The organism is Streptomyces sp. MJM8645, from assembly GCF_001625365.1.
Lineage (GTDB): Bacteria > Actinomycetota > Actinomycetes > Streptomycetales > Streptomycetaceae > Kitasatospora.
This window is the reverse complement of the sequence record NZ_LJJF01000001.1, coordinates 2,771,995-2,784,663: the sequence shown is the minus strand read 5'-3', so window position 1 is coordinate 2,784,663 and position 12,669 is coordinate 2,771,995. Positions and strand designations below refer to the sequence as shown.

General features: G+C 71.2%; 10 protein-coding genes. 7 read left to right on the top strand and 3 right to left on the bottom strand.

Annotated elements, in window-relative coordinates:
- Positions 1–275: 275 nt before the first annotated feature.
- From A6F73_RS11810 to A6F73_RS11785, 6 genes are all read left to right on the top strand, one after another.
- Positions 276–1,574, top strand: coding sequence for an Ig-like domain-containing protein (locus A6F73_RS11810; RefSeq protein ID WP_079135616.1), 1,299 nt, complete (start codon positions 276–278; stop codon positions 1,572–1,574).
- 174 nt (positions 1,575–1,748) lie between these two features.
- Entirely contained in the window at positions 1,749–3,023 is a 1,275-nt protein-coding gene (locus A6F73_RS11805; protein WP_244293364.1) for an Ig-like domain-containing protein, read from the top strand.
- Between the two features lie 316 nt (positions 3,024–3,339).
- Positions 3,340–4,563 (top strand): Ig-like domain-containing protein, encoded by a 1,224-nt coding sequence (locus A6F73_RS11800; RefSeq protein WP_107452866.1) that lies wholly within the window; start codon positions 3,340–3,342, stop codon positions 4,561–4,563.
- A 278-nt stretch (positions 4,564–4,841) separates the two neighbouring features.
- Positions 4,842–5,339, top strand: coding sequence for an ATP-binding protein (locus A6F73_RS11795; RefSeq protein WP_244293363.1), 498 nt, complete (start codon positions 4,842–4,844; stop codon positions 5,337–5,339).
- 638 nt (positions 5,340–5,977) lie between these two features.
- A complete protein-coding gene (locus tag A6F73_RS11790; RefSeq protein ID WP_063347753.1) occupies positions 5,978–6,931 on the top strand; it encodes an EamA family transporter in 954 nt (317 codons plus the stop codon).
- Between the two features lie 219 nt (positions 6,932–7,150).
- Entirely contained in the window at positions 7,151–7,924 is a 774-nt protein-coding gene (locus A6F73_RS11785) for a class I SAM-dependent methyltransferase (RefSeq protein WP_063347752.1), read from the top strand.
- A gap of 259 nt (positions 7,925–8,183) precedes the next feature.
- Here the strand turns inward: A6F73_RS11785 and A6F73_RS11780 are convergent, their stop codons facing one another.
- Complete coding sequence (locus A6F73_RS11780; RefSeq protein ID WP_063347751.1) at positions 8,184–8,927, bottom strand: TetR/AcrR family transcriptional regulator C-terminal domain-containing protein; 744 nt, start codon at positions 8,925–8,927, stop codon at positions 8,184–8,186.
- Between the two features lie 140 nt (positions 8,928–9,067).
- On the opposite strand from A6F73_RS11780, the gene A6F73_RS11775 reads away from it, so the two are divergent.
- Positions 9,068–9,670 (top strand): NAD(P)H-dependent oxidoreductase, encoded by a 603-nt coding sequence (locus tag A6F73_RS11775; RefSeq protein WP_063347750.1) that lies wholly within the window; start codon positions 9,068–9,070, stop codon positions 9,668–9,670.
- Between the two features lie 182 nt (positions 9,671–9,852).
- Here the strand turns inward: A6F73_RS11775 and A6F73_RS11770 are convergent, their stop codons facing one another.
- A complete protein-coding gene (locus A6F73_RS11770) occupies positions 9,853–11,220 on the bottom strand; it encodes an L-serine ammonia-lyase (protein WP_063347749.1) in 1,368 nt (455 codons plus the stop codon).
- 158 nt (positions 11,221–11,378) lie between these two features.
- Positions 11,379–12,647 (bottom strand): serine hydroxymethyltransferase, encoded by a 1,269-nt coding sequence (glyA, locus tag A6F73_RS11765; RefSeq protein ID WP_063347748.1) that lies wholly within the window; start codon positions 12,645–12,647, stop codon positions 11,379–11,381.
- Between the last annotated feature and the right edge of the window lie 22 nt (positions 12,648–12,669).

Genomic DNA, 12,669 nt, shown 5'->3' with positions numbered 1-12,669 from the left:
GGATTGCGCAGATCGGAAGCGGCTGAACGGGGGCTTACCGGCGGATGGCGGCCGATGGATGGGGGGATTTCGCGCGGCTGCGCGTGTCCCCGCCGCGATTGCCCTCGTTGTTCCCGGTATCGGGCGTTCCCGCTGCCGGACGTTCCTGGCACCGGGAGTTTCTGACATCGGGAGTTCCTGACATCGGGAGTTCCCGGCGTCGGGCGTCCCCGGTGGCGGAGGCTCCCGGTACCGGATCTTCCCGGTACCGGACGTGGACAGTGGGAGGCCCCGGAATGCGGCGCCGAGGACGGGTGTGGGCGCGGCGGGCGGCGGCGGTGGCCTGGGGCCTCGCCGTCCTGACGGGGTGCGGCGGCCCCCCGGCGGCCCCCGCGCAGGACGCCGCCGGGCCCGGGGCGCACACCCCGCCCCCGCCGCCGTCCCGGGCGGTCGTCACGGCGCTGCCCGCCGACGGCGCCCAGGACGTGCTGCCGGAGGGCCCGGTCCGGGTGACGGCGGCGCAGGGCCGGCTGGTCACCGTCCGGCTGGCCGACGCCAAGGGCACCGAGGTCCCCGGCACGATCGCCCCGGACGGCGCCGCCTGGACACCCGACGGCCCGCTGCCGCTGGGCACCGCGTACACCCTGGACGCCGTCGCCGAGGACGACCAGGGCCAACGGGCGGCCCAGCACTCGGCGTTCTCCACGATGGCCCGGGCGCATACCTTCGTCGCCTTCTTCACCCCGGAGGACGGCTCCACCGTCGGTGTCGGCATGCCGGTGTCGCTGCGCTTCAGCCGGCCGATCACCGACCGGGCGGCGGTGGAGAAGGCCGTCCAGGTGAGCGCCGACCCGCCCGTCCCGGTGGCCGCGCACTGGTTCGGCAACCAGCGGCTGGACGTCCGCCCGCAGCAGTACTGGGCGGCCGGCACCAAGGTGACGGTGGCGCTGCGGCTGAAGGACGTGCAGGGCGCGCCGGGCGAGTTCGGCACCCAGACCAAGGACCTGCACTTCACCGTCGGCCGGGCCCAGGTCTCCACCGTCGACCTGGACGCGCACACCCTGACCGTCCGGGCCGGGCAGGGCGGCAAGGTGGTGCGGGTGCTCAAGGTGTCCGGCGGCAGCCGTGACCACTCCACCTACCGGGGCGTCATGGTGGTGTCGGAGAAGTACAAGGTGACCCGGATGAACTCGCAGACCGTCGGGATGGGCGACGAGTACGACATCAAGGACGTGCCGCACGCGATGCGGCTGACCAACTCCGGCACCTTCGTGCACGGCAACTACTGGGCGGACCCCGGGGTGTTCGGCGCGGCCAACACCAGCCACGGCTGCATCGGCCTGGCCGACGCCAAGGGCGGTGCGAGCAAGGACTCCCCGGCGGGCTGGCTGTTCGAGCACACCATCCCGGGGGACGTGCTGGAGGTGAAGGCCTCCGCGGGGGACTTCGTGCCGCCGCAGAACGGCCTCAACGGCTGGAACGTGCCGTGGGAGCAGTGGGTGGCGGGCAGCGCCCTCGGGTCGGTTGCCGGGCCGTCGGCCGGTCCCGCCGTCGGGCCCGCCGTCGGGCCCACCTCAAGCCCCGTCGCGCAGTAGTCGATCTTCACCGCCGATTCACCCCCGATCCACCCACCTCCCCCCGGGAGCCGCTCGGACGGCCCGGCTATCCTGCTCCGGCGCGCCCTGGTCCGGCGCGAAAGATCGGCGCCCGGTGCAACTCATGGGGGCACTCAACGCGTCAAGAGAGTGGATACCGGGAGGGGAGAAACCGTGAAGACGGGGAAGACGGCCGACGCCGCGATACGTACCACCAGCCGTTACGGGCGCAGGGGTGCGATGGCGTTGGTCATGGGCGGGGTGCTGCTGCTCACTGCGGCCTGCGGCGACGACAAGGGCGGAACGGGCGGCGGGGGCGACAACGCGGCGCCCGCGGCGACGGCGGGTGCGGGCGGGACGGCGGCCCCGGCGGGCGCGTCGGCCGAGCCGAAGACCTCCGCCGCGGTGCTGGCCGTCGAGCCGAAGGACGGCGCTCAGGACGTCGCACCGAGCAACGCGTTGCAGGTGTCCGTCTCGAACGGCAAGCTCACCACGGTCGAGGTGACCGACAAGAACGGCAAGCCGGTCGACGGGGCGATCACCCCGGACGGCATCGGCTGGAAGCCCGCCGCCGCGCTCACCGTCGGCATGGCGTACAAGGTGAACGCGCAGGCCAAGGACGCCGACGGCCTGGTGGCCGCGTCCACCACGACGTTCACCACGCTGACGCCGGACAAGAAGGTCTCCACCAACGACAACATCAGCGACGGCGCCACCTACGGCGTCGGCATGATCGTCTCGGTGAACTTCAGCAAGACCGTCAAGAACAAGGACGCCGTCCTCAAGGGCATCACCTTCGAGACGAACAACGGCACCGAGGTGAAGGGCCACTGGTTCGGCGACAACCGGCTGGACTTCCGCCCGGCCGAGTACTGGAAGCCGGACACCAAGGTCACCATCAAGTACCGGCTGAAGAGCGTCGAGGTCGCCCCGGGCATCTACGGCGACGTGGACAAGGACGAGCCGTTCACCATCGGCCGCTCCCAGATCGCCACCGCCGACGCCAAGGCGCACCAGATGACGATCGAGCGGGGCGGCAAGAGCACCACCGTGCCGGTCACCATGGGCGCGGAGGCGACGCCGTCCTGGAGCGGGACCATGGTGATCATGTCCAAGGAGAAGGTCACCCGGATGAACTCGCAGACCGTCGGCCTCGGCGGCGAGTACGACATCCAGGACGTGCCACACGCGATGCGGCTGACCACCTCCGGCACCTTCGTGCACGGCAACTACTGGTCCAACGCGACCAACCCGTTCGGCAGGACCAACGCCAGCCACGGCTGCGTCGCGATGATGGACGAGAAGGGCGGCAGCGACACCTCCGTCGCGGGCAAGTTCTTCAACGACACGATGGTCGGCGACGTGGTCAAGGTCGTGAACAGCAAGGAGAAGACCGTCGCGCCCTCCAACGGGCTGGGCGGCTGGAACGTCGCCTGGGCGAACTGGTAGATCCTGCCCGCTGATTGACCGGTTAGTCCCGGTTCGTCGGCGCGGTGCAGAAGAGCGGCCCGATCCTCACCCGTTGGGGTCGGGCCGTTCGCGTTTTCGCAGCGCACCCGGCCCCGAATGGCGCAACCTTTCCGGGGGCCGGCGCGTGTAGTGGTCGGGTCCGTCGTGTGCACGGGAGTTGTGCGGGGTTTCGGGTCGTGGGGTTTCGGCCCGCGGGCTTCGGTTCGCGGGTTGCGGGTTGCGGGTTGCGGGTTGCGGGTTGCGGGTTGCGGTTCGTGGGGTTCGGTTCGTGGGGTTTCTGAGGGAGGGATCGACGTTGAGGTCGATACGCAGAGTGGTGGCCGTCGGTCTGGTGGGCGGCGCGATGGCGCTGACGGCCGCGTGCGGCGGCGGTAGCGGGGGCGGGAGCGCGGCCAAGGCGGACCTGGGGGCCGGCGCGGCCGCCGGGACGGCCTCCCCGGGCGCCGCGGCGGCGAGCAGCGCGGCGCCGAAGGTGTCGCAGGCCGTGGTGAACATCGAGCCCAAGCCCGGCACGGTGGACGTCGCGCCCGACGCGCTCAAGGTCGGCGCGACCGGCGGCAAGCTCACCACCGTCAAGGTCAGCGACAAGACGGGCGCGGAGGTGCCCGGCACCATCGCCGCCGACGGCTCCAGCTGGACCCCGTCGGCCGGCCTCGCCGTGGGCAGCGCCTACCAGGTCAGCGCGATGGCCGCGGACGCCAACGGCGTGGTCGCCAGCGCGGACAGCAACTTCACCACGCTGACGCCGACGGCCCTCGCCAAGGCCGCCGACAACGTGGACAACGACGCGACGTACGGCGTCGGCATGATCGTCTCGGTGAACTTCAGCAAGGACGTCAAGAACAAGGACGTCGTCGCCAAGGGCATCACCTTCGAGACCGACAACGGCACCGTGGTCAAGGGCCACTGGTTCGGCAACCGCCGACTGGACTTCCGCCCCGAGCAGTACTGGAAGTCCGGCACCAAGGTGACGGTGCACTACCGCCTCAAGAGCGTCGAGATCGCCCCTGGGGTGTACGGCACCGACCGGGACGAGCCCTTCACGATCGGGCGGTCTCAGATTTCGACGGTTGACGCCGCCGCGCACAGGATGACCGTCGAACTGGACGGCAAACCGTCGGACATCGACATCACCTCCGGCTCGCCCGAGCACCCGACCTGGAACGGCACGATGGTCGTCATGTCCAAGGAGGGCGTGGTGCGGATGCAGTCCAGCACCCTCCCCGGCATGAGCGGCTCCCCGTACGACCTCCAGGTGCCGCACTCGATGCGGCTCACCGACAGCGGCACCTACCTGCACGGCAATTACTGGAGCAAGCTCATCGGCGAGGACAACGTCAGCCACGGCTGTGTCGCCCTCAAGGACGTCGAGGGCGGCGGCGAATCCACCTCGATGGGTAAGTTCTACGCCGGCTCGATCGTCGGCGACGTGGTGGTCGTGAAGAACTCCACCAAGAAGGAGACCCTCGACCCGGCGAACGGCCTGAGTGGCTGGAACGTGCCCTGGAGCGCCTGGTAGGCCGACCGGTAGCCGCCCTGGTCGGGGCGGTTCCACGGCAACCCGGGATTGACGCGGACGCGGCCCGGGTTGCCTGCTCCCCACCCTCTTCCGGCTCCTTCCGGGCCCCCTCCAGGCCCCCGCCTGGCACTCTCCGCGGGGTCTCCTTGCACGCGGCATATGCCGACTCGGAGGAGATCGTTTGCTCATTGTCCGTACGCGGCCGCTTGCGTTCCGCAATGATGGACCGCATGGCGGGTTGGGGCGAAACAGATCAGTCATCAGTTCCCGGGGCCGGATTGGTCGCCGAGGCGTCGTGGATCGATGTCCAGGGCGCGCTGGCGGCGCTGGAGCGGCTCAGCTCGGAGGAACTGGAGGAGATGTATTGCGGCAGGCTGAGCGATCAGTCCGTGCCGAACGAGGTACGACTGCCGTCCCGGCCGGAGACCGGCCCGGTGGCCCGCCGACTGGTGCTGTCGGTCCTGGAGTCCTGGGACCTCCATCAGCACCTGGAGGCCGGTGAGTTACTCACCAGCGAACTGGTCTCCAACGCCGTCCGGCATGCCGCCGGACGCACTATCGGGCTCCAGGTGATCCGCAAGCCGGGCTGGCTCCGTGTCGAGGTCCGCGACTCCTCCCGGGCGCTGCCCTGCATGATCCTCGCGGAGCCGAAGCCGGTGACCGAGCGGGGGCGGGGTCTGCGGGTCATCGACGACCTGGCCGACCGCTGGGGCGCCGACCTGCTGCCGCGCGGCAAGGGCGTCTGGTTCGAACTGAAGGTCCGCGAGCGGCACTGACCCTTCCGGGTGTTCCGGGTCTTTCGCGGCCGTCCGGGTCTTTTGCGGCCGTCCGGGTGTTCCGGGTGTTCCCGGGAAAACGCGCAGGGCCCCCGAAGTCGCCGTGGTCCGGCGGATGGGGGCCCCTGCAAGTCATCGCGCCGGCCAAGGGGGTGCGTGCCGCGCGATGGGCGTCGGCCGTGCCAGGTCGGGCCAGCCGAAGTCTCCACGCCCAGGCCGGCGTGCTGTGCCGCCCGCCGTTGGGCTGCTTCGACTATCGCACGGATCTCAGCATGTGGGCAAACCAGGCGACTTGGATTGAAAGGTTTGTAACCTAGTTCACCTTTGGATTTTGCATAGGTTCACGCTGTCGCCTGTGAATATTCACCATCCTCGCCGTCGAGCCTCCGGTGCTTCGTCGCCAGGCCGCCAATTCCTCCGTGAACCCCACCCCGCCGGAACTGCCGGGTAGCATCAGGCCCGTGAACCTGTACTGGCACGTCGTGCTGCCACCGCTCTGCGCCTGATCGGGCACACACGCCGGTGGCTTGATCCCTGCGCTCCCTGCTGCGGCCCTCTCCGGCCGCCAGGAGGCTGCCGTGTGTGCCCGTTGCGAAACCAGCTCCCCTGACGGTCTTCGACGACGGAAGTTCACGACTGTGCCGAACCGCACCTCCACGCCCGCGCCCACCCGGGCCACCACCACTCCCGCCGCCCGCCGCACCAGCCCGCTCGGCGGGCCGGTCCCGATCCTGGTCGCCGCACTGCTGTGGGGCACCACCGGGACAGCCAGCTCCCTCGCACCCGACGGCGCCCCTTCGGCGGGCATCGGCGCCGCCGCGCTGGTCCTCGGCGGCCTCCTCCTCTTCCTCTCCACCCGCAGCGCCCGCGCGCTGCCCCGGGCCTGCGGCCGCCGGGAGCGGTGGCAACTCGCCGTCGGCGCCGTCGCGGTGGTCGGCTACCCGGTCACCTTCTATCCGGCGGTGACCCGCGCCGGGGTGGCGGTGGCCACCGTGATCGCACTGGGCAGTGCCCCCGTCTTCGCCGGCCTGCTCGGCTGGCTCACCCGGCAGGGGCGGCCGAGCGGCCGGTGGGCCTGCGCCACGGTGACGGCGGTCGTCGGCTGTGCCGTCCTGGTGCTGGGCCCCGAACTCACCGGCGGCGGCGCGGCGGTGGACGCCGTGGGGGTGGCGCTGGCCGCGCTCTCCGGCCTCTCGTACGCCGTGTACTCGCTCATCGGCGGGAAGCTCATCTCGCGCGGGCACCCGTCCGCCGGGGTGATGGGGGCGATGTTCGGCGCGGCCGCGCTGCTCGTCCTGCCGGTGCTGTTCCTCGGCGACCTGCGGTGGCTCGCCTCGCCGCGCGGTGCGGCGGTGGTGCTCCACCTCGCCGTGATCACCACCTTCCTCGCCTACCGCCTCTTCGGCCACGGCCTGCGCCGCACCTCCGCCCAGACCGCCACCACCCTCACCCTCGCCGAACCCGCCGTCGCCGCGCTCCTCGGCGTCGCCGTCCTCGGCGAACGCCTCCCCGCCGTCTCCTGGTGCGGCCTCGCCATCCTGGCCGCGGGCCTCGCCGTCCTCACCGTGCCCGTGGGCACCCGCCGTCGCTGACCTGCGGGCGGCACCTGCACAGGAAGTCGGACGGGCCGACTTCCTGTGCGGTGCCGCTGGTTGGCGGTGCCTCGTGACCGGCCGCCCGGCCCTGCCTTCCGATCGCCGATGCCGCCCGGCGGTCGGTGGACGGTGGACGGTGGGCCAACGCGCCGTGCTTTCCCCGCTCTTGCGCCGAACCGCTTGCCGCCAGGCACCCCGCTTGGTGGGCTTGACCGCATGGAAGAGACCACTGACAGCCGACCGCAGGCGACGTACGACCGGATCGGGGTCGGCTACCGCGCCATCCGCCGGCCCGATCCCCGACTGCACGCCCTGATCGGTGCCGCCCTCCAGGGGGCCCGGTCGGTGGTGAACGTCGGTGCGGGCGCCGGATCCTACGAGCCCGAGGGCGCCGCCGTCACCGCCGTCGACCCCTCCCAGGTCATGCTCGACCAGCACCCGGGGAACCGGAAGGTCAAGGCCGGAGCCGAGCAACTGCCCTTCCCGGACGGCTCCTTCGATGCGGCGATGGCCGTCATGACCGTCCACCACTGGTCGGATCCCGAACGGGGCCTCGCGGAGCTGCGGCGGGTCGCCCGGCGGCAGGTCGTCTTCACCTGGGATCCGGCCCACCGTCCGCAACTGTGGCTGCTGGAGGAGTACCTGCCCGAGATCCGGGAGCTGGAGGAGAGCCGCTTCACACCGCTGGCCCAGGTCGTCGACGCGCTGGACGCGCACACCGTGCTGCCCTTCCCCGTCCCGCACGATTTCACGGACGGTTACCAGATCGCCTACTGGCGGCGGCCCGAGTTCTACCTCGACCCGGTCGTCCGGCTGGCCAGCTCGACCTTCGCCCAGTTGCCGCCCGCGGTGGTGCAGCCGGCGATCGCCCGCTTGCGTGCCGATCTCGAATCCGGCGCCTGGCACCGCCGCCATGCCGAACTCCTCGACCAGGAGCAGATGGACTATGGGTACCGGCTGCTCGTCGCGGGGGAGCTCTCCGCGGAGTAGGAAGTCGGACGGGCCGACTTCCTGTGCGCGGGGCCGGGATCGAGTGTCCGAGCGGGGCCCGGGGGAAATATATCGACCGGTCTACATAGGGCGCGTTAGTGGAGGGCTGGGGCGCATAGGAAGTCGGCGGGGCCGACTTCCTGCGCGGGAGGTGGGTGGGGGAGCGCTGAAAAGGTAGACCGGTCTGCATATTCCGGGCATGGAAGGTAGACCGGTCTACATAATTTTCCCTCCCCACTCACTTGGGGCCAGGTCGCGCTCAGATGTCGAGGTGGGTGGCGATGCCGGTGAGGACGCAGTCGAGGCCGGTTTCGAACTGCCAGGTGGGGTCGTCCTTGCGGGTGGCCTCGTGGAGGTAGCGCTGGTAGGTGGGGTAGCGGCCGGTGTCCATCAGGAAGGACATCCGGGGGGCGAGGCCGGCGCGGGTCTCGTCGCCGTCGGACCAGCCGTGCTCGCGCTGGAGGGTGCGCAGGGCGAGCTCGGCGGCGACGGACCCGTGGACGTAGCCGGTGACGGTGCGGAAGACCGCCATGGTGGTGTCGGCGTCCAGGCCGTGGTCGGCGAGGGCGGCGAAGGCGCGTTCGGGGATGGCGAGCTGGTTGGGGGTGAGGGGGACGGCGCCGGCGCGGACGATCCACGGGTGGGCCAGGTTCATGGCGCGCAGGTGGAGCGCCAGGGTGCGCATGGTGTCGCGCCAGCCGGTGGCGGGGGTGCCCCGGGGGAGTTCGCCGTAGACGAAGTCGACCATCAGGTCGATGAGTTCGTCCTTGCCGGAGACGTATCGGTAGGCGGCCATCGGGGCGACGCCGAGCGTGGTGGCGAGCCGGCGCATGGTGACGGCGTCGAGGCCTTCGGCGTCGGCGATCGCGATCGCGGCCTCGGCGATCCGGTGCGGGGTGAGGGTGGTGCGCGGCGCGGGGGCCGGGCGGGCGAGGCGCTCCCAGAGTGAGGCCTGGGGCTTGGTCTGGTCGTCGTCCCCGGCGGGGGCCTGCTGGGCGGGCATGACGGCGGGTTCCTTCCGGCTGGGGTCCTCTCACCGTACCACCGGAGTGTACGGCGTATCGGAAGTAGACGGCGTACGCGCCGATGTGTACGTTGTATCTGGCAGATACGTTGTACACATCGTCCCGGAGGGGGATATCCATGGCCAAGGACGTTTCGGAGAAGGGCCTGAAGGTCGCGGTCGTCGTCGGCAGCACCCGGAGCGGCCGGTTCGCGCCCGTCGTCGCGGACTGGCTGCTCGGCCACCTCGGCGCGCGCGGCGACATGACCGCCGACCTGATCGATCTGGTCGAGACCCCGCTGCCGACCACCTTCCCGTCCTTCGGTGGTGAACTGGAGCCGGGCGCCGCTGAGTTGCTCGCCGCCGTCACGCCCCGCCTGGAGGCCGCCGACGCCTTCGTGGTCGTCACGCCCGAGTACAACCACAGCTTCCCGGCCCCGCTGAAGAACGCCATCGACTGGCACAACAGCCAGTGGCACGGCAAGCCGGTCGGCTTCGTCTCCTACGGCGGCCTCTCCGGCGGTCTGCGCGCCGTCGAGCAACTGCGAGTGGTGCTAGCCGAGTTGAACGCCATGACGATTCGCAACACGGTCAGCTTCCACGGCGCCGCCCAGTGCTTCGGCGCCGACGGCCAGCCGCTCGACCCGGCCGCCGACGTCGCCGCCAAGACCATGCTCGACCAACTCGCCTGGTGGGCTGAGGCGTTGCGCGACGCCCGGCGAGTCCGCCCGTTCGCGGCCTGAGTGGCCTGAGTGGCCTGAGTGGCCTGAGCGGCCTGAGCGGCCTGAGCGGCCTGAGCGGGCGCGTCGGGTGGCGCCGGGAAGCGGGGCCGGGGTGGGGCCAGCGGTGGCCCCGCCGCCCGGGACGCCCCGGAACGCCGAGAGCCCCCGGACGGGTCCGGGGGCTCAGGCGACAGCGGGTGTGATCAGCACTCGATGACGTTGACGGCGAGGCCGCCGCGCGAGGTCTCCTTGTACTTGATCTTCATGTCGGCGCCGGTCTCCTTCATCGTCTTGATCGCCTTGTCGAGCGAGACGTGGTGCCGGCCGTCGCCGCGCAGGGCCATCCGGGCGGCGGTGACGGCCTTGACGGAGGCCATGCCGTTGCGCTCGATGCAGGGGATCTGGACGAGCCCGCCGACCGGGTCGCAGGTGAGGCCGAGGTTGTGCTCGATGCCGATCTCGGCGGCGTTCTCGACCTGTTCGGGGGTGCCGCCGAGGACCTCGGCGAGGCCGCCGGCGGCCATCGAGCAGGCGGATCCGACCTCCCCCTGGCAGCCGACCTCGGCGCCGGAGATGGAGGCGTTCTCCTTGAAGAGCATGCCGATGGCGCCGGCCGCGAGGAGGAAGCGGACGATGCCGTCCTCGTCGGCGCCCGGGATGAAGTTCAGGTAGTAGTGCAGGACGGCGGGGATGATCCCGGCCGCGCCGTTGGTCGGAGCGGTGACCACCCGGCGGCCGGAGGCGTTCTCCTCGTTGACCGCCATCGCGTAGAGGGTCACCCACTCCATCGCGTTGGCCGGGCCGATGCCCTCGGCGCGCATCGCGCGGGCGGCCGCGGCGGCGCGGCGGCGGACCTTGAGGCCACCGGGCAGGATGCCCTCGCGGGACATGCCGGCCCGCACGCACTCCTGCATGACCTGCCAGATCTCCAGCAGCCCGGTCCGGATCTCCTCCTCGGAGCGCCAGGCCTTCTCGTTCTCCAGCATCAGGCCGGAGATCGACAGCCCGGTCTCCCGGGTGAGCCGCAGCAGCTCCTCGCCGGTGCGGAAGGGGTAGCGCAGCGAGGTGTCGTCGGGCTTGACCCGGTCCGCGCCGATGGCGTCCTCGTCGACGACGAAGCCGCCGCCGACCGAGTAGTAGGTCTTCTCCAGCAGCGTGGAGCCGTCCGCCGCGTACGCCCAGATGGTCATGCCGTTGGCGTGGTACGGCAGCGAGCGGCGGCGGTGCAGGACCAGCTGGGTGCTCAGGTCGAAGTCGATGGGGTGGGTGCCGAGGAGGTTGAGCCGCTTCTCGGTGGTGATCCGCTCGACGTCCTTGTCCGCCTGGTCGACGTCGACCGTGCGGGGGGAGTTGTCCTCCAGGCCGAGCAGGACGGCCTTCGGGGTGCCGTGGCCGTGGCCGGTGGCGCCCAGCGAGCCGTACAGCTCGGCGCGCACGCTCGCCACCTGGGCGAGCAGGTCCTCGGACCGCAGGCGTCGGGCGAACATCCGGGCGGCGCGCATCGGGCCGACGGTGTGGGAACTCGACGGGCCGATGCCGATGGAGAAGAGGTCGAAGACGCTGATGGCCACGGGGGACGTCCTTGTCTGGTCTCGTGGAAGGACTGGCGGGCGGGGGACGACACGGGTCGGGGCACCGCGCGCACTGTCCAGTGTGCGCGGTGCCCCGGGATCCCAGGTGCCGCGGCGGGGTGAGGCCGGTCACCCCGCCCGAACGATCACCGCAGTGATCAGAGGTTCGGGTAGAGCGGGTACTTCTCGGCCAGCGCGGTGACGCGGGCCTTGAGCGCGGTGGCGGCGTCCTCGTCGAAGGCGGGCTTGAGCGCCTCGGCGATGATGTCGGCGACCTCGCGGAAGTCCTCGGCCTGGAAGCCGCGGGTGGCGAGCGCGGGGGTGCCGATGCGCAGGCCGGAGGTGACCATCGGCGGCCGAGGGTCGTTCGGGACGGCGTTGCGGTTGACCGTGATGCCGACCTCGTGCAGGCGGTCCTCGGCCTGCTGGCCGTCGAGCTGGCTGTTGCGCAGGTCGACCAGGACCAGGTGCACGTCGGTGCCGCCGGACAGCACCGAGGCGCCGGCCTCGGCGACGTCGGCCTGGAGCAGGCGCTCGGCGAGGATCTTGGCGCCCTCCAGGGTGCGCTGCTGGCGCTCCTTGAACTCCTCGGACGCGGCGACCTTGAAGGCAACGGCCTTGCCGGCGATCACGTGCTCCAGCGGGCCGCCCTGCTGGCCGGGGAACACCGCGGAGTTGATCTTCTTGGCGTACTCGGCCTTGGACAGGATGACACCGCCGCGCGGGCCGCCCAGGGTCTTGTGGGTGGTGGTGGTGACCACGTCCGCGTACGGCACCGGGTTGGGGTGCAGGCCGGCGGCGACCAGGCCGGCGAAGTGCGCCATGTCCACCATCAGCAGCGCGCCGACCTCGTCGGCGACCCGGCGGAACGCGGCGAAGTCCAGCTGGCGCGGGTAGGCGGACCAGCCGGCGATGATCAGCTTCGGCTGGTGCTCCTTGGCCAGGCGCTCGACCTCGGCCATGTCGACCTGGCCGGTCTTCTCGTCCACGTGGTACGCGACCACGTTGTAGAGCTTGCCGGAGAAGTTGATCTTCATGCCGTGGGTCAGGTGACCGCCGTGGGCCAGGTTCAGGCCCAGGATGGTGTCGCCCGGCTTGATCAGCGCGAACATCGCGGCGGCGTTGGCCTGCGCGCCCGAGTGCGGCTGGACGTTGGCGTGCTCGGCGCCGAACAGGGCCTTGATGCGGTCGATCGCGATCTGCTCGACCACGTCGACGTGCTCGCAGCCGCCGTAGTAGCGGCGGCCGGGGTAGCCCTCGGCGTACTTGTTGGTGAGTACCGAGCCCTGGGCCTCCATGACCGCCACCGGGGCGAAGTTCTCGGAGGCGATCATCTCCAGGGTGGTCTGCTGGCGGTGCAGCTCGGCGTCGACCGCGGCGGCGATCTCCGGGTCGAGGGAGTGCAGGGACTGGTTCAGAACCGTCATGGTGTGGTCTTCCCGGGAGGAG